General features: G+C 71.5%; 12 protein-coding genes and 2 pseudogenes. 8 read left to right on the forward strand and 6 right to left on the reverse strand.

Going from position 1 to position 17,013, the window contains the following annotated elements; genetic code table 11:
• Window positions 1-514 precede the first annotated feature (514 nt).
• Window positions 515-954, reverse strand: a pseudogene (locus ACFC1R_RS21435) (transposase); the annotation flags it as partial.
• 1,249 nt (window positions 955-2,203) lie between these two features.
• Here ACFC1R_RS21435 and ACFC1R_RS21440 point away from each other — a divergent pair.
• Window positions 2,204-3,088 (forward strand): LLM class flavin-dependent oxidoreductase, encoded by an 885-nt coding sequence (locus tag ACFC1R_RS21440; RefSeq protein ID WP_375940853.1) that lies wholly within the window; start codon window positions 2,204-2,206, stop codon window positions 3,086-3,088.
• A gap of 388 nt (window positions 3,089-3,476) precedes the next feature.
• Complete coding sequence (locus tag ACFC1R_RS21445) at window positions 3,477-6,161, forward strand: AAA family ATPase (protein ID WP_375940855.1); 2,685 nt, start codon at window positions 3,477-3,479, stop codon at window positions 6,159-6,161.
• On the opposite strand, the gene ACFC1R_RS21450 is transcribed toward ACFC1R_RS21445, so the two are convergent.
• Window positions 6,156-7,124, reverse strand: coding sequence for a GNAT family N-acetyltransferase (locus ACFC1R_RS21450; RefSeq protein WP_375940857.1), 969 nt, complete (start codon window positions 7,122-7,124; stop codon window positions 6,156-6,158). The two genes, ACFC1R_RS21445 and ACFC1R_RS21450, sit on opposite strands and share 6 nt — an antisense overlap.
• A 458-nt stretch (window positions 7,125-7,582) precedes the next feature.
• On the opposite strand from ACFC1R_RS21450, the pseudogene ACFC1R_RS21455 reads away from it, so the two are divergent.
• Both ACFC1R_RS21455 and ACFC1R_RS21460 read left to right on the forward strand, forming a co-directional pair.
• Window positions 7,583-7,776 (forward strand): annotated as a pseudogene (locus ACFC1R_RS21455) (LD-carboxypeptidase); the annotation flags it as partial.
• A gap of 159 nt (window positions 7,777-7,935) precedes the next feature.
• A complete protein-coding gene (locus ACFC1R_RS21460; protein ID WP_375940859.1) occupies window positions 7,936-9,105 on the forward strand; it encodes a PP2C family protein-serine/threonine phosphatase in 1,170 nt (389 codons plus the stop codon).
• Window positions 9,106-9,280: 175 nt separating this feature from the next.
• On the opposite strand, the gene ACFC1R_RS21465 is transcribed toward ACFC1R_RS21460, so the two are convergent.
• The 4 genes from ACFC1R_RS21465 to ACFC1R_RS21480 form a co-directional block, all read right to left on the reverse strand.
• On the reverse strand, window positions 9,281-10,300 hold the full coding sequence (locus ACFC1R_RS21465; protein ID WP_375940861.1) for a tyrosinase family protein: 1,020 nt from the start codon (window positions 10,298-10,300) through the stop codon (window positions 9,281-9,283).
• A 1-nt stretch (window position 10,301) separates the two neighbouring features.
• Window positions 10,302-10,634 carry a hypothetical protein gene (locus ACFC1R_RS21470; RefSeq protein WP_375940863.1) on the reverse strand — a complete coding sequence of 111 codons (333 nt, stop codon included), beginning with the start codon at window positions 10,632-10,634 and terminating at the stop codon, window positions 10,302-10,304.
• Between the two features lie 213 nt (window positions 10,635-10,847).
• Entirely contained in the window at window positions 10,848-12,002 is a 1,155-nt protein-coding gene (locus ACFC1R_RS21475; protein WP_375940864.1) for a hypothetical protein, read from the reverse strand.
• A gap of 57 nt (window positions 12,003-12,059) precedes the next feature.
• Complete coding sequence (locus ACFC1R_RS21480; RefSeq protein WP_375940866.1) at window positions 12,060-13,700, reverse strand: hypothetical protein; 1,641 nt, start codon at window positions 13,698-13,700, stop codon at window positions 12,060-12,062.
• Window positions 13,701-13,929: 229 nt separating this feature from the next.
• On the opposite strand from ACFC1R_RS21480, the gene ACFC1R_RS21485 reads away from it, so the two are divergent.
• The 4 genes from ACFC1R_RS21485 to ACFC1R_RS21500 are packed head-to-tail and all read left to right on the forward strand — an operon-like array spanning window position 13,930 to window position 16,938.
• The gene (locus tag ACFC1R_RS21485; protein ID WP_375940868.1) at window positions 13,930-14,301 is read left to right on the forward strand and encodes a hypothetical protein; all 372 of its coding nucleotides are present in this window, start codon (window positions 13,930-13,932) and stop codon (window positions 14,299-14,301) included.
• Entirely contained in the window at window positions 14,298-14,543 is a 246-nt protein-coding gene (locus tag ACFC1R_RS21490) for a hypothetical protein (RefSeq protein WP_375940870.1), read from the forward strand. The genes ACFC1R_RS21485 and ACFC1R_RS21490 overlap by 4 nt, the downstream gene beginning before the upstream one ends.
• Window positions 14,543-15,685 carry a radical SAM protein gene (locus tag ACFC1R_RS21495; protein ID WP_375940872.1) on the forward strand — a complete coding sequence of 381 codons (1,143 nt, stop codon included), beginning with the start codon at window positions 14,543-14,545 and terminating at the stop codon, window positions 15,683-15,685. Before ACFC1R_RS21490 ends, ACFC1R_RS21495 begins: the two co-directional genes overlap by 1 nt.
• On the forward strand, window positions 15,682-16,938 hold the full coding sequence (locus ACFC1R_RS21500) for a glycosyltransferase (RefSeq protein WP_375940874.1): 1,257 nt from the start codon (window positions 15,682-15,684) through the stop codon (window positions 16,936-16,938). Before ACFC1R_RS21495 ends, ACFC1R_RS21500 begins: the two co-directional genes overlap by 4 nt.
• Window positions 16,939-17,013 lie beyond the last annotated feature (75 nt).

Raw genomic sequence — 17,013 nt, forward strand, 5'->3', positions numbered from 1 at the left:
TTGGTGTGGGGGCCCCCCCGGGTGGCTCGCCCACCGTGGGGGGGGGGCGGGGGGGGGGGGCCGGCCCGGGGGGGGGGTGGGGGCACGCCCCGCCCCCCCCCCCCCGCCGCTGAGGCGTCCGACCTGGGGGGAATGGCGAGGTTCCGGAGCGTCGGCCGCCCGGCCTCGGATGCGTGCAACAAGCTCAGCGGAAGCAGATGCGAGGAGCAGCAGGACGCGATGCGCGGTACCGGATGAGGAACTGGATTGCAGCTGTGGGAAGTTGGGAACATCGGGCTGTTTTCCCGTTGTGCTGCACATGGAGCGGGACGGTCGTGACGACGATCTTCGGCAGGGGTCGGAGTGCTTGCCGCAGCCGGGCTGCGAGTCGGCTGTGCAGGAGGCGGTGCCGCCGGTGCCGGACGACGATCTCCGGGAGGACGGCGGGCACGGTGAGGTTCGGGCGCTGGTGGTGCTGCGACTCGATCAGCTGACCAGTGGTGCGACGATCGCGAGGTAGGGGAGAGCGCGATCGTCAGTGGTAGGTGATCGCCGCAATACGGTCTGCCGTTGAGCACAGATGCTCGTTGAAGGCCTCGGCGGGAGTCCTCCATCCCAGGGTCTTTCGGGGGCGGGTGTTGAGGGCGGCGGCGACAGCGTCGAGATCGCTTCGGCTGTGCCTGCTCAAGTCGGTTCTCATGGAGAAGTACTGGCGAAGGAGGCCGTTCGAGTTCTCGTTCGTGCCGCGCTGCCAGGGGCTGTGCGGGTCGGCGAAGCAGACACCTGCACAGTTGCCCGGTCAGGGTGGTGATCGGGGTGGCGATGGCGTCGCGTACGGCTTCGGAGCCATGCCCGGCAAGCGCCGGGGCCCTTCTCGGCCCGTGGGCCGCCGTGGCCATCCGACGGGGGCAGGTGCAGCAGCATCGTGTAGTGGCTGGTGCGCTCGACCAGCGTGCCGATCGCTGAGCTGTCCAGGCTGGGGCATCTCGTCGGTGCGGTCCAGCCGCCGCCCCAGCAGTCGCTCGCCGAATCCTTCCGACCTGTCCACCACAGCCTTGTGGTTCTTCCGTGCGAATTCCGCCATGGGTACTCCGCAGCAGCCTTTTCCTCGGCCGGCTTCCCCGGTTTGCTTCGATGCAGGTCCGTACACGCCTCGCCGGCGATTTCTCGGTCTCAGCATCGCGCCGGCTCTCACCCCCGCGACATCCGATCCTGGATCGATCTTGTAACTGCGGGGCGTGGCCCCCTGGAGCGGCTCGTGGCCGAAAGTGGGCAAGGTGTTCGGATGGCCCCTGCCGCCGACCAGCGGAACTGCGCAACCCGGAGCGACGGCCTACATCAGGAGCCGCAGGCCCTGGGCCTGTCCCGGACGGCCCGAACGGGGCGCGGAGCCGCAAGGGCGAGCCCAAGCGGTGGTATTTGTGAACCTGGATGCCCCGAATACGTGTTTTGGGGAGTAGCCTGGAATGTGCCGGAAGAAGTTACCGGGAGTCGATCGCGAGGAGGCGAATATGCAGCTCGGTAAAACAGGAGCCCTGATTCTGCGACTCGTGATCGCGAAATTTCCGCCCAGCCTTTCGGCTGGGAGATAACGGGGGTACGTAGGGGTGGGGCGCAGGTGCAAATGCTGTTGTTCGGACTGGTGTTTACGCAGGGCGTAGGCCGTCTCCGCAGAGATGCGGGGGCGGCCTGTCTGTCGTTCCGCCAGGTGGCAGCCGCAGTGAGGTCCCATCCTGCGGCCACCAGCATTCGGGTCGTTTCTCGCCTTCGTTCTCCGGCGGGTGATGCGCCGTCTCCGAGGCAGGGCGCGCCCATGGCCTACGTCTGCCGCTACCGAGGCGTGGTCAAGGCCCGTGGTCGATTCCGGTCGGCCGGGCGGAACTGCTTCCGAAAAAACGACCAGCCAGCCGGTTGAGCCGGGCTCGGTCCTGCTGGGGACGGAGAGGACGGAACTGCCGATGGTGCGTGGTGACCACGGCCGCGCGACTGCGGCGGGTGGCTGCCGGGCCTGGTCACGGTCCGTGTACCTGTACGCATCGCACGTGTCGGCCTGGGCGCGGGCGCCTGTGCATCGGGGTTTCCAGGGCGTCGATCACCGATGTTCCACCGGTGGGGCTTTGGAGGGGCCAAGCGGTCTGCACTTGACCCTGCCCCCTGCCCGGCCGCCGGGACAAGACGCTCGACGGGGCCTCCGGCCGGGGTGCGCCGGGGTAGGGTCGGCGGCATGCGCCTGAGCACAGTGATCCTTCCCACCCGCCGATGGAGCGAAGGGCAGAAGATCTGGCAGCGGGCCGAGGACCTCGACTTCCACACCGCGTACACCTACGACCACCTGTCCTGGCGGTCCTTCCGGGATGACACCTGGTTCGGCGCGATCCCCGTCCTGACCGCCGCCGCGACGGTGACCGAGCGGATCCGCCTCGGTACTCTGGTCGCGTCGCCGAACTTCCGTCACCCCGTCACCCTGGCCAAGGAGTTGCTGACCCTCGACGACATCTCGGGCGGTCGCCTGACGGCCGGCATAGGCGCCGGCGGCCCGGGCTTCGACACGACGGTGCTGGGCCAGGAGGCGTGGTCCGCGAAGGAACGGGCCGACCGCTTCGCCGAGTTCGTCCCCCTTCTCGACAAGCTCCTCACCCGGGACGCGACGACGGAGCAGGGGCACCGCTACGCGGCCGTCGAGGCCCGCAACATCCCCGGCTGCCTCCAACGCCCGCGCATCCCCTTCCACCTCGCCGCGACCGGCCCCCGGGGGCTGCGAGTGGCGGCCCGCCACGCTCAGGGCTGGGTCACCTGCGGCGATCCGGCCGACCCGGACGTCCCCGCCGAGCGCGCGCCCGCCGTGATCGCCGCGCAGCTGGCGAAACTCCACACGGCCTGCGAGTCCGAGGGCCGCGCCCCCGACTCACTCGCCAAGGTCCTCCTCCAGGGCTTCACCGCCGAACGCCCCCTCAGCTCCCTCGACGCCTTCGTCCACTGGGCCGGCACCTATCGCGAACTGGGCATCACCGACCTGGTCCTGCACTGGCCGGTGCCCGACTCCGTCTTCGCCAACGACCTCACCGTCTTCGAACGCATCGCCACCGAGGGCCTGGCACAACTGGGTTGAGGAAGCCGCCGGAAACCACCGGCGCTTGCCTCGGACCCTTCGCCCACCGGGGGCGCCTGTGGCGGGACCGCGAGCCGTTCGGGCAAGACGCTCTCAAGGCAAGGCTGCCGGCGGCCTGACCCGGCCAGGCGCCCGATCGGCAGATGCTCGGGACCGGTGACGCGCTCGCCTTCCAGACCCTGTCGGCGACGCTGACCGGCAGGTCGTCGGTGCTGATGCCGGGGGTTTCCACACCTGCGGCGGCACCGCTGGCACTGACTTGCCCCTGACCAGTGATAATGACCCGGACACGCCTGGCGAGAAGATCATCGAGGCAGTCTCCAGCTGCTGTCACACGGTCTCGCCGGGCCTGGGCGGGGCGATCGGAACACGGGAGCAGGGGCACGTCGTGCGGGGGCGGAACGCGGAGCGGGACCGGATCGAGCAGTTGCTCGCCGACGCCCGTCAGGGGACGAGCGGCGCCCTGCTGGTGCACGGCGAGGCCGGGATCGGCAAGACCGCGCTGCTCGACTACGCCGCCGGGCGGGCGGACGGCGTGCGCGTGCTGCGCGTCGAAGGCATCGAATCGGAGATGGAACTGGCCTTCGGCGGCCTCCACCAGCTGTTCCTGCCCGTACTGGACCTCGTCGACGCCTTGCCGGAACCACAGGCTGCGGCCATTCGGGCGGTCTTCGGGCTGACCGGCGACGGCGTGCGCGACCGCTTCACCGTCGGCCTCGCGGTGCTCACCATGCTGTCGGAGGCCGCGGCCGACGGCCCGCTGCTCTGCCTGGTCGATGACGCGCAGTGGCTCGACCAGCCGTCGGTGGACATGCTCACGTTCGCCGCGCGCCGACTGCGGACGGAGGGCGTGGTGATGCTCTTCGCGGCCCGCGACGGGGCGCCCGGCGCCGCCGTGAAGGGACTGCCCGGGCTGCTCGTCGAGGGCCTCGACCGCGCGGCCGCCGCCGAGTTGCTGCCGGGCCTGCCGCCGTACGTCGCGGACCGGGTCATCGAGGAGGCCCGCGGCAACCCGCTGGCCCTGATCGAGCTGTCGGCCGCGCTCACCCCGGCCCAGCGCGCCGGACGGCTGGGCCCGTCGGCGCTCCCCGAGGCGGCCGCCGGGCTGCCGAGCCGGATCCAGGACGGCTTCCTGGAGCAGATCCGGCGGCTTCCCGAAGCCACCCAGGTGGTGCTGCTGGTGGCCGCCGCCGACGACACCGGGGATCTCACCGTGGTGCTGCGGGCCGCGGAACCTCTCGGCGGAGGGATCGAGGACCTCGAACCCGCGGAACGCTCCGGGTTCGTGCTCCTGTCCGGGGCGGTGGTGCGCTTCCGGCATCCGCTGGTGCGGTACGCGGCCTACCAGGGCGCACCGCTCGCCCGGCGCATCGCCGCGCACCGGGCGCTGGCGGAGGCGCTGGGCGCCGCCGGCCAGGTGCACCGGCGGGCCTGGCACCTGGCCGCCGCGTCGACGGGCCCGGACGAGCGGGTCGCCGAGGAGCTGGAACGGGTCGCCGAGTGGGCCGGGAGCCGACAGGCGATGGCGTCCGCCTCCGCCGCCTACGAGCGCGCCGCCCAGCTCACCGCGGATCCACAACTGCGTGCGCGCCGCCTGGTCCGGGCGGCGCAGAAGGCCGCCGACGCCGGACAGGACGAGCGGTGCGGCGCACTGGCCGACCAGGTGCCACTGCCTCTGGAGGACCCGGGTGTGGCGGCGAACTTCGCGCGCGCCCGGGCGGTGGTCGAGCTGGGCTACCGCAGGCCCGAGACGGCCGCCCGCATCCTGGTCGACAGCGCGGACCTGACCGGCGCCGGCCGCCCGGACACGATGGCGTCACTGCTGACCGACGCGGTCCACGCGGCCTTCTCCGCGGGAAGCGCCACGCTGATCGAGGAGATCACGTCCCGTGCCCCGGACCTGCCGGTACTGACCGTGCCCGCCCGACTGTTCGGCGGTGACGTGCCCGGCGCGCTCGACGCGCTGCACGCACTCGTGGAGAGCGGCCGGAACCCCGCCGCCGGCGTCATGGACCGGCTGATGACCGGGATCTACTGCCAGCTGACCGGCGACCACGCGGCCGCACGGGAGGCCGCTGCCGGAGCGGTCGCCCACTGCCGCGACCAGGGCATCAGCGGATGGCTGCCCACCACGCTCCATCTGCTGGCCCAGGCGGAACTGGCGCTCGGCCGCCATGATGAGGCGTCCGCGCACGCCGCCGAGGGCCTCCAGCTGGCCGAGTACTACGACCTGGCCCACCGGGCCGCCCACCTGCGCGCCGCCCTGGCGATGCTGGCGGGCGTCCGGGGCCAGGAGGAGGAGGGCCGCGCCCTGGCCGGCGAAGCCCTGGCCTACACGCGACCGCGCGGGGTGGGACGGGGTACGGCGGACGCCCTGTGGGCGCTGGGCCTGCTCGAACTCGGCCTGGGCCGGGCGGAGGCGGCGCTGGAACCACTGGAGTCGGCGCGGCGCGAGGCGGCCCATCCGCTGCTCTCCCTGCCCCTGCTGCCGGACCTCGTCGAGGCGGCGGGACGCGCCGGCCGCCCGGAGCGGGCGGCGGAAACGGCACGGCTGCTCGGGGAACGGGCCGCCGCACTGGGGCAGCCTGCCCTTTCCGCCCTGGCCCGCCGCTGTCAGGCGCTGACCGGCTCCGACAGTGCGGCCGAGGAGCACTTCACCGCAGCACTCGCCCTGCACGAGGGCGGCAGCGACTACGACCGGGCCCGCACCGCGCTGCTCTACGGAGAGTGGCTGCGCCGCCTGCGGCGCCAGATCGACGCCCGGGACCAGCTGCGCGCCGCGCTGGAGGCCTTCGAGCGGCTCGGTGCCCGGCCCTGGGCCGACCGCGCCCGGGCGGAGCTGCGAGCCGCGGGCGGGGAGACCGGGCTGACCGCCCGCGAGGACGGGCCGATCAGCCTGCTGAGCCCGCAGGAACGCGAGGTCGTCCGGCTGGCGGCGTCCGGTGCGAGCAACCGGGAGATCGCCGCGCAGCTGTTCCTGAGCCCCCGTACGGTCGGGCACCACCTCTACCGCGCGTTCCCCAAACTGGGCGTCAGCTCCCGCACCGAACTCGCCAGGCTGCTGGCCTCATGAGGCCGGAGCCTGCGTCGCCCCCGGGCTCTCCGGCACCGCGTAGATCATCCGGGTCTGCGCGGTCCGGTAACCGGCCCGGGCGAAGGCGGCGGCCATCGGGGCGTTGTCGGTGTCCGTGGTGGCCGTGATCAGCTCGGCACCCGCCTCCACCTGCACCCGGGTGATCTCGGCGAGCACGTCGTCGACGTACCCCCGCCCGCGCAGTTCGGGGACCACGCCCAGGTAGCCGACGTTGCGGCTGTACGGGGTCGCCGACGGGAGGGCCAGGCCGGCGACCTGCCCGTCCGGCGTGCGTGCCAGGCGCCACCAGGAGCGCTCGCCCGGGCAGCTGAGGTAGAAGGCCACCTCCTCACGGGCGGTGGCCTCGGCGCCGATGGCCGCCAGGTTGCGGCGCGTCTCGCCGTCCAGGCTGTCGACCGCGATCCGCCGGAAGACGTCGAGGAACTCCTCGTCCGACCCCTCGGTGAAGGTGAGGCGCCCGCTGGAGGCCGGGAGCCCGGCGTCAGGGGTCCACTCCAGGCGCAGCCGTTCCACCTCGGCGGTGAGCCCGGCCATCAGCGCTGCGTCGCGCCGCCAGGCCAGGGCGGCGACCACGGCCGGATCCTGGCGCCAGCCGTTCGGCAGCGTCAGGTTGTACAGCGGGGGTTTGGGCGCGCCCTGCTCGGCGAAGGCCCGCAGGCCCGCGGTGATCAGCCCGGCCGCGACCGCCACGCGGTCGGCGACCGACGGGTCGACGTGCAGGCAGTCCAGTGCGACCGGGTGCTCGCTGGAGGCCTGCCCCCACCACAGGGCACGGGCCACGACCCGGCCGCCGTCCTCGGCGATCCAGGTCCACTCCGGCCGGTACATGCCCTCCTCCAGTTCTTCGAGGTAGCGGTCGGCGGGGATCCATCCGACGGGTTCGTCGACCGTCACGGCGGTGACGCGGTCGAGGTCGGTCTCGGTCGTGGAACGGAACAGCATGTGGGTGCTCACTTCTGGTGCGTTGCGTAGGTGGTGATGGTCGCGCCGGTGTTGAAGACGCGGGAGTCGGCCGGCGTGAACCTCGCCGGAAGGAACGGCGCGTGGAAGAGCGGGACGCCGGACCCGGTGGCGACCGGTAGCGCTTGACGGTCGGTTCGTCGATCTCTCCCAGCAGCTGTCCGGCCAGCTGCCCGCCCGGTCCTGCCCCTCGGGGGCGCGGACGAACGCCACCGGGTCTCCGGAGACGGTCTCCACACCGGGGTCGAGCCGGGCGACGGTGCGGGAGCGGACGTACTGGCAAAGGTGCAGGTAGGGGCTGGTGACGCCGACGGGGTGACGTCATCGACGGTAGGCCGACCGCCCTCTGACCGGCATCGGTCATCCCGACGTAATGTGACCGGTCACGGCACCGTGCCCGGCCCGATGTCCGCGCATGTGGCGCCCGGGCGAGCAGGCGCCGCACCTCCGCCCCGCGGACACCAGCTCGCTCACCCAGCAGCAGGCCGTGCTCGACGCTCTCGGTCCGCTGGGCGTCCCGATCATCGCCGACGTCGAGTGCGGGCACGTGCCGCCGTACCTGCCTCTGGTGAACGGTGCACGGGCCCGCGTGGTGCACAGCACGCAGTTTCAGGAGCTGATCCAGATCCTGGACCGACCCGGCAGGCCGGGCACTCCGAAGAAGACCCGATGGTGGAAAGGGACTGGTGAAGATCTCGGTTTCGGCCACTGCCTGCGCGTCGGGCCGAAGCCGAGATCTTCATAGCCCTTCTGCTAGGAGGCCACCGGGGCGTCTGCGAGGCAGGCTGAACGTATGGTGTCGTTCTTCCACTCACCTTCTCGACCAGGAGCGGGCGGTCGAAGCAGGGGCCTGCTCGCACTGGCGCAGTGCGTGCCGTTCGTCATCGCGCTGGCCGTGCTGATCATCGAGCTCACCCCTGCCCACTTCATCTACACCGGCCCCTTTCTCACTGCGGTGCCGGCGCTGGCGGCGGTAACGATGGACCCCAAGCGCACCGCCCTGGCGGTGGTTCTCGCACTGGCGGTGAGCGCGGCCACGGCCACCTACAACCAGGCATGGGGGACCCTTCAGGTCTATACCAACTTCCTCGCTCTGGCTCTGGTCTCCGTAGCCGGTTTCATCACGAGTAGCGTCGTGCGTGCCTACCGGAGGAGCGAGTTCGACCAAATCCGCCGGATCGCCGTGTGCGCGCAGGAGGTCATCCTGCGACCGGTCCCCGAGCGCCTGGGCCCGGTGCGGGCGGCCAGCCTGTGTCTCGCGGCCGGGACCGGGGCGCAGGTCGGCGGTGATCTGTACGAGGCCGTGCAGACGCGGTACGGCGTGCGGATGATCGTGGGGGACGTCCGCGGCAAGGGGCTCAATGCCATGCGCGCGGTCGCGGTGGCGCTGGGCGCGTTCCGGGTGGTCGCGCACTATGAGGACGACCTCGTGGGGGTCATGGATCACTGCGCGGCCGCGTTGCGCCGGGAGGCCACCGTGCCGGGCGCCTTCCCCGAGGAAACGCTGATGGAGGGATTCACCACCGCACTCATCGCCCAGGTGTCGAACGGCGAACCCGTAGTGCAGTTGGTCAACCGCGGCCATCCGCCCCCGCTGGTACTCCACGAGGGCCGAACTCAGGCTTTGATGCCCACCTCGCCGCGTCCGCCACTGGGCTTGGAGGACCTGGTCACCGGTCCTCCCGAGACGCCGGAGGGCTATCCGTTCGTACCGGGGGACCGTCTGCTTCTCTACACCGACGGCGTGATCGAAGCCCGCGACCCCGGCAACGGTTTCTTCCCGCTGCCGGAGGCCATGGAGTCGATCAGCTTCAACACCACCCCTCAGGAGTTCCTCGAGCAACTGCACCAGGCATTGATCCGCCACACCGAAGGCCACTTGGCGGACGACGTGGCGATGATCCTTGTCGACCGTCTCGGCAGCCGATCCTCCGGCGGCCAAGGCCTTCCTGGAGCCGGCTGACCTGCAGGACGCCCGGCTCATCGGGCTCCCGGAGAACTCGACCTCCCGCCTGCGACCGGGCGCCTGGCTCGCGCAATCCGGGATCCGGCCGGTGTTCGGCACCGGCGTCGCCGACCGGGACACCGCGATCCTGCCGGCCGAGCTGGGACTCGGCCACGCCGTGGGCCGTACGGCCTCAGGGCACGACGTCGTAGGTGTAGGCCGCGGACATGTCCAGGACGGACCTCGGCGTCGCGGGGGTGCCCGCCGTGCCGGTGCTGAGCGGGGAGACGATCGGGTCGTCGATGCGCTCGCCCAGGTAGGTGGTGGCGGGGGCGCTCATGTCGGGGGCGTAGAGGCGGCCGTAGCGGTTCATCCAGCCCTGCCAGATCCGGTCCACGTTGCAGTGGTGCAGGAAGAACACCGGATCGTTGGGTGAGGTGGCGGGCGCCATGTCCCCGCCGATCCACGCGTGGACCTGGTTGTGCATGTGCACCGGCCGGCTCGGGTCCTTCGGCAGCCAGCCTTCGAGCCGGTCGCGGAAGCCCTCCGAGGAGGCGTCGAAGGCGGGGACGTCGTACCGGTCCACCGGGTTTCCGCCAGCCGGTGTGAAGGCGAGGGTGTCCTTGACCTCGGCGCCGGTCGGCAGCGTCCGCCACCCGAACGGCGGCGGCTGCGCGAAGGACCGGCGCAGGCCCCGGTGGGTCTGGAGGAGCTTCATGCCGCTCTGGTCGCTCTGGATCCGGACCGTGAAGGTGGCCGGATCGGCCGGGCTGAAGGCGAACGGCCCGGTCGTGACCGGATCGCCGTCGCCGCCGAGGTAGGAGGGAGTGAAGATCCGGGCGTTCGTCGGTGAGCCGAGGTCGCCGTCGGCCGACCAGTCCCAGTACGGCAGGGCGAAACCGGGCTTCTGCAGCACCCGTTGGATGTTCGCCTCCAGGAGGCCGAGCATGACGCGGTGCCACGGCAGGAAGATCGGCCCGCGGTGGGCGGCGTTGCGGACCATCGGGTCCCCGTGCGGCGGTACCGGGGTCATCATGGTCTTGCCGTGCCAGATCACGAACAGGTCGTAGGTGCGCACCGGGGTCTTGGGGCCGGCGATGCCGAACTGCGCGGTGGTGAACTGTCCGACCTCCTGCTTGAGCAGCAGGACACCGCGGACGTAGTCGTCGCGTGCGGTTGGGTCGGTGAGGATGTTCTTCCGGACGACGGACATCTCACGGTCCTCCTGGGAAGGCGTCCGGGTAGTTCTTGATCAGTACGCGGACGGCGTCCACCGCCGACACGAACTGGTAGGCGGGCAGGGCGTGGCACGACAGCATGCCGCTGTCGTCCACGTCCAGCCCGACCTCCAGCGGCTTGCCGTCCACCGTGACGTGGTAGGTCGTGGTGACCACGATCCGGTGCCCCAGGAACTCGGCCGTGCGGACGGACTTCGTCGGGCCGTGCCCGTGGCCCATCGGCGGCATCGGCAGGCCGGCCAGGTAACTGCCGAGTCTTTCCGGTGCAGCGGCGGCGCTCAGGTCTGTCGGGTCGATGCTCTGGTCCATGTGGCTTCCCGGGCAGGTGCGGCTCCGGCGGCGCCGGAGTTCGGCCGTCCCCTGCCTCCCACCATCCCGCCGGAACCCGGATCCCGCAGCTCGGTGGTGGACCGGTGGAGGCGCAAGGGCGCTCGCGGCAGCGGGTGCGGGGTGCGCTGCACCGTGCTCACCGGGTCCGTGAGGTCGGGGGAGCGAGGTCGGGGCGGAGGTCCGGGAACGGGGTCAGCGTCGGCGGGTGGTGAGCGAGCTGGGGGCGGCGGGGGAACTCCGGTAGCCGTGCGCGGAGAGCGGGACCGCGGCGAGGGCGGGCGCGGCCGGTCCGGCGGGCGGCGGGGGGAACTGGACGCAGGCGGTCTGCGGTTGGCTGGTGCTCTGGCCGAACCGGCAGGCGACAGCGGTAAGTCTGATGGTGATGAAGTCGGCGATCTGCGCGCCGTACTGGATGGGCGTGCCGTTGATGGTGATGTCCCCCACCGTGAAGTTCCTGTCCGCGGGGACTTCGTAGACGGCTCGCACCGGGTGGGTGGCGTTGCCGCGCCGGTAGGTCCAGTAGCTCTTCGGGTCGGAGCCGTCCGGGGCGGCCCAGCCATCGGTCCTGAGGTCGTCGAAGTAGAGCCCGACGGGGTTGGTGAGGGCGATGTCGGCCTTCTGCCGGGCGATCGCGTTCACCGCTCCGCCGATGTGCGGGTCGCTGTTGCGTTCCGGCTCACCGTACTTGCCGCACTGGATGAGTTCCTGGTCGGCGGTGAGCTCCCGGCCGTCGATCACCCGCACGATGGTGGCCGCGGCGGCGAGTTCGATCTCGGCGCCGAGGGTGTTGGCGGCCTGGATGAGGTGCATCGCACCGTGGGTCGTGGAGTCGTTCCAGCGGTTGCGCCGCTGGTAGCTGCCGTCGATCCCGAAGAGGTCGCTCTGCTGGACGTTCGGGCTGATGTGGGTCCGGTAGAGCTGGAGGACGGTGGCCGGGCTCGACTGGGCGAGGAGGTCCCAGTACTCGGGCCCCTCGCAGGTGAACATGACCTGGGTGATCTTCCCCGAGGCGGGATCGCGGGTGATGCTCCACTCGCAGTACTCGTCCTGTACGTCGCGGCTGGCGTCCGCGCGCTGCCAGCGCTGGTTGTCGCCGATCGAGTGGACCTTGATCCGGCGGGGGAAGGCCGTCCAGGTGACGGGGGCCTCGGTGGCGTCCGCCGCGGTGTCGGTCCTGGTGAGGTCGTAGAACTGGCTGCGCGGGCTGTCGTTGAGGGCCTGGCCGGCGTCGGGCCCCTTGACGGCCTGGTCGATGCTGTTGGTGATGAAGACGTTCCAGGCCTTCAGCCCGGTCTCGTCCAGGTCGGTGAGACGGCCGGGCGGGTCGTAGGAGTTGATCGTGCTCATACTGAGCTCCTTTGCGGCGGACCGGGTGATCGCCGTGGGTCCGCGGGTGGGGTGCGCCTAGGGGGCGAGGGTGGCGTCCTCGAGCATCGTCAGCCGAGGGGCGTCGGAGGGGATGTCGGTGACCGGCAGGGTGAGTTCGAACTCGTTCAGCCGCATCGCCTTGAACTCGCGGCGGCGGGACTCGGCCAGCCTGACGTAGTCGTCGAAGCCGGACGGTGTGCGGATCCGGGCGCCGACGTGTCCGAGGTAGGTGTCGATGCGTTGCGCGAAGGAAGCGGCCCAGCTGCTGTCGGGCAGGTCCCAGGCGGCCGCGAAGCGGGCCTCCGGACTGGTGGCGGGCAGCTTCGCGGCGGCGGCGAGGATCGCCTGGACGATCTGGGTGGTCAGCGCCGCCACCGTGGTCGGGACGGTCGGGACGTAGGCCATCAGCCGGGCGCGGTCCGTGCTGAACACCGGATTGGTGAAGTCGACCATCAGGGCGCACGCGGCGAACTTCGCCGGGACGACCGCCTGTTGCACCAGCTGGCGCACGACGTCGTTGTCCTCGTACGCGGCCTCGGGCGTCACGAACGCGAAGAAGGTGTCGCCGGGCCGGGAGAAGCCGCACGCCTTCTCCTCCAGGCGGAAGCCGAAGGTGGTCAGGCTGTCGACGTACAGGGACGCGGGCGCCAGGGGGAGCGACGCGGTCGTGGGCAGTGCGAGGTCGTCGAGCAGGGCGTCGGTGTTCAGCCAGAGTCCCGGGGGCAGCGGGAGGTCGTCGCCGGCCGCCGTGATGGTCGCGCTCTGGGTCGCGCTGCTGGTCAGGTTGACCGAGGTGGTGGTGAACAGATGGCGCATCAGGTGGTCGGGGTGCTCGACGGTGCCGTCCACCGTGACTGCGGCCAGCCGGGCCGCCGTCCAGCGGCTGACCAGCGAACGGACGGTCAGCTCCAGGTCCTGGGCGCCGGACACCTGCTGGTAGAGCGGGTCTTTGCGCAGCGGGTCGTCCGGGGCGAGCTGGATGGTGGCGGCCTGGGACTGCCAGTTGGGCCAGGGCTGTTTCAGTTCCTTCATGACGACGCTGCCGTTGACGTGGCTGTCGAAGCAGCCGTTCCCCCGGGAGCCGGGCGCGAGCGCGGACCACGAGTTCCCCGCCCAGACCCAGGCCGGGGTGATTCTCATGTAGTAGTTGAAGACCTTCGCGATCGGATCCCAGGCGGCGACCTGCAGGAACGTGGTGGCCGGGTCCGCGTTGGCGCCGGTGCTGATCAGCAGGTCGACGTCCCGGCCCTGGACGGAGCGGGCGATCGCGAACCTGATGTCGCGGTGCAGCCCGGGCGCGGTGCCCGGGGGGATCTGCCCTGCCTCGCTGATCAGGTACACGGCCTGCTGCGAGGGGGAGGCGGGCTGCGGCAGAGCGGCCAGCAGGTCCTGCACGGTCATGGGAAAGACGTTCCGGCGGAACAGGAGCGCGGCCATCGGGTCGCCGAGTTCCGCGAGCTCCTGCGGAGTCATCGGACGGGTCTCGTGGTCGATGCCCTGCACGTGGCGGTACAGCCGTCCGGCCTCCAGCGCGCGGATCCTCAGGTGATCACCGGCCGAGATGCGGAACGCGGTGGCGCCGGCCGTGACTGCGGCGTCGCCGGGTGAACCGGCGTCCGTTTCGAGGAACTTCCGCGCCCAGGCCGTCGCCCTCCGGTGTTCGTGGAACTCCTGCACGGCTCACTGCCTTTCCGCTGGACCCGGGCCTTCTCGGACAGGGGCGTCCCGTTCGCGACGTGACGGTGCGCGTGGACGATTTATTGGCTCACGCACGGCGTCGGGGCGCGCGCCCGATCAGGCCGAAGGGGGGCTTGGTGACACGGATGCAGCACGGAGAGAACTCATTCGACCACAAACGGTTATGGTTCTCCGGAGAGGGGGGCCATCGAGTAAGTGGAGGCACCTGATGTCCGGAGACAGTGGCGACGCGGAAATCCCGGTCACCAGCAGCGACATCGCCGCTTTTGCCGGTCGGCTCGCGGACTGGAGCGAATCCCTCACCATGACCGAGCAGTCGCTGGCCCAGGTGCTGGTCCAGTACGCACGGGACCTGCAGCCGGACGATGTCCGTCGCAACCAGCTCGTCACCGACCTCGCCGAGGCCACGCGCAACGTCGTCGCGTCCGTCAAGGAACGGTGGAGCAAGGCGGCCGAGGGCGAGGCATGGGTCGAGATCGGGCCGATCTGGCAGAAGGCCAACCCCACGGCGGAGCGGCAGGAGGTGGAGATCGTCCAGTGGATCTACACCCGGCCGCAGAAGTGGACGCCGCAGCTGTGAACGGCGACATCGTCGCCCGCACGACGATCGACGACAGCACGACCGATTCCTTCGCCGCGGCACTGGACCGGTTCGCCACCGGACTGTCCGGTCCGGACCACGCCATCCTCGTCGCGGTGCTCAACGCCGCGATGGGGCCGTGGGAGCGGATGGCCGCACGACCGGCACAGGAGCTACTCGACCCGGCGGACGCCCAGTTGGTGGAACGGCTGGTGGAGCGAGCCCGCCGGGGGGAGGACTAGTGGGCCGCTACCTCGGTCTGATCGTGAAGGCGACGCGGTCGTGCAACCTGCGGTGCGCGTACTGCCACGACTGGCGGAGCGGGCCGGACCAGAGCATGAGCTTTCCGGTGCTGGCCCGGCTGACCGCACGGGCGCTCGCCGATCCCGCCCACGACGCGGTCGAGTTCATCTGGCACGGCGGCGAACCGACCGTGCTGGGGCGCCCGTTCTACGAGCGCGCGGTGTACCTGCAGGCCCGCCTGCGCCGGCCGGGCCAGACGATCCGCAACTCGCTGCAGACCAACGGCACGCGGATCGACCGGGCCTGGGCCCGGTTCTTCAGGGAGTTCCGGTTCAGGGTCAGCGTGAGCCTGGACGGACCGCCCGCGGTGCACGACCGCTACCGCCGCTACGCCTCCGGGCGGCCCTCCTTCGACGACGTGCGCCGCGGACTGGACGCCCTGCGCGACAACGGCGTACCCGTCAGCGTGCTCATGGTCATCGACAGGGGGGCGATCGAGCTGGGGCCGGACCCGATCTTCGACTTCTTCGTCGCGGAGGGGATCACCAACTACGGCCTGCTCGCCGCCAAGCCGACGAACCAGCCGGACGCACCGCCCGGTACGCCGACGTCGCACTACGTGACCCCGGCGGAGATGAGCCGGTTCCTGCAGGCGTACTTCGACCGCTGGGTGGCCCACGGCGACCCCGGCATCCGGGTCAGGGAGTTCGACGGACTGCTGAACCGGCTGTCGGGCCGGGGCGCCAACGTCTGTACGCTCGCCGGTGACTGTTTCGGCCGGTACTACCTGGTGGAACCCGACGGCGAGGTGGCGCACTGCGACCTGTTCGTCGACGACCCCGCGTACACCGTGGGCAACGTGCTGGCCGATTCCTTCACCTCGTTCCGCGACGGGCCTACGCTCGTCCGCCTGCGGGGTTCGAACGACCGCGCGCTCGCCGGGATGCGCGACTGCCCCGACTTCGGCGTCTGCAACGGCTGGTGCCCGCACGAGCGCTACATCGCCTCCCGGCACGACCCCGGATTCACCGGCGACTGCTGTGGACTGCGCGACCTGATCCAGCACGTGCGGGAGCACCTCGCGGTCACCGGGCCGGACGCCTCGGTCGCGCCGGCCGCTTCCGCCGCTTCGGCACCGTGAGGGTCCTGCTGGGGCCGGCGCACGAACTGCACGTCGGCGTGCACGGCTCGCTGCTGACCGCGCCGCCCGCCGGAGCGGCGTACCTCCAGTGCACGTACACGCTGCGCTTTTGCCCCGACCGCGAGTCCTGCCAGGCGTTCTCGCCCCTGCACGATCCGGCGGTCGCGGAGTGGGTGCGGTTCGTCGACGTACCCGCCGACGTGGAGGTCGTGCACTCCTCCCGGCTGCCGGTGCAGACGCCGCTGCCCTGGGTGGTCGACGCCGACTCGCTGCTGACGCCGCTCCAGGTCGGCCGCTTCTTCGCACTGGGCGCGGCGGCCCGTGGTGCTCCACCGGTTCCCAGCCCGGGTGCGGTGGCCCGCCGGGAGGCCGCGATGACGGCACGCTACGCCGGCGGACGCTGTGCCCGGATCCTCTTCCGCACGGAGCACGCCCGACGGAGGTTCCTCGGCCACCTCGACGGTCGCGGCCACCGGCCGGAGACGATCGAGGAACTGGCCGCCAAATCCGAGGTGGTGTACCCGGCCGTCCCGGCGACCCGCAGGGTCGGCCGGCCGGGGCAGCCGGTGTGCGTGCTCTACATGGGCCGGACCGCGCAGGACAAGGGCGCCACCGTGGCGGCCGAGGTCTTCACCCGACTGCGGGAGCGCCACCAGGCCGGGGTGCGCCTGGTCTTCCTCGGCCCCTGCCCGGCCGCTCTCGCCGGTCGGCTGAGCTCGGCCGAGGCGGAACTGGTGCCGGTACTGCCCCGGCCGGCCTACCTGGACCAGCTCGGCCAGGCCGACGTCTTCCTCTCCCCGACGACGTTCGAGAGCTTCGGCATGGGCCTCCTCGAAGCCGCCGCCGCAGGTCTGGCGATCGTCTGCTCGGCCGGACCGGGCATGGAACACATCGGCGAGCTGTTCGCGCCCGGCGACAACGCCCTGTTCGTCTCCAACGCCGACCCGGTGGCGCAGCGGGTGGCCGGTTACACCGCCGCGGTGTCCGAGCTGATCGACAACGAGCCGCTGCGCCGGCGGCTCGCCACGAACAACCACGCGCTCACCGACCGGGGGAAGCTGTCGATCCGGCGGCGCAACGATCGGCTCGGCACGGTGTACGCGCAGGCCGCCGCACTCGGACCCGACCTCCTCGGCGACGGCGGCAGCACACCGGGGGAGGGCGGCCGACGGATCGTCGACTGGCCCGAACAGATCTGTCACTGGGCCGGGCAGCGCTGCGCGGCGCGGATCGGCGGCCGGGTCATCGCCTGACGTGCGAGCCGGCCGGACGGTCGGGGGACCGGTGCGCACCTGCCCGGACCGGTGCGCACCGTCCGCCGGCCCCGG

The organism is Kitasatospora sp. NPDC056138, from assembly GCF_042264695.1.
Taxonomy (GTDB): Bacteria; Actinomycetota; Actinomycetes; order Streptomycetales; family Streptomycetaceae; genus Kitasatospora.